1 pseudogene is annotated in these 218 nt (G+C 71.6%); it reads left to right on the top strand.

Annotated elements, in window-relative coordinates:
• Positions 1–218: pseudogene (locus tag OO62_RS36250) on the top strand (TIM barrel protein); the annotation flags it as partial.

Here is a 218-nt window from a genome sequence, read left to right as displayed (position 1 = left end):
GCCGGGTCCGGATCGTGGCGCCCTGTCGGTGCCGGGTGAGGAGTCCGAGAGGTTCCGGGCGAATGTGCCGGTGGCGATCGAGTTCGCCCGGTCGCTGGGCTGCACCACGTTCAATGCCCTGTACGGCAACCGGGTCGAGGGTGTCTCGCCCGAGGAGCAGGACCGTCTCGCGCTGGAGAACCTCGCCTTCGCGGCCCGTGCGGTGGCCGAGGTGGGGG

The sequence above is a fragment of the Streptomyces lydicus genome, assembly GCF_000717345.1.
GTDB lineage: Bacteria > Actinomycetota > Actinomycetes > Streptomycetales > Streptomycetaceae > Streptomyces > Streptomyces lydicus.
This window is presented reverse-complemented; position numbering and strand designations above follow the sequence as displayed.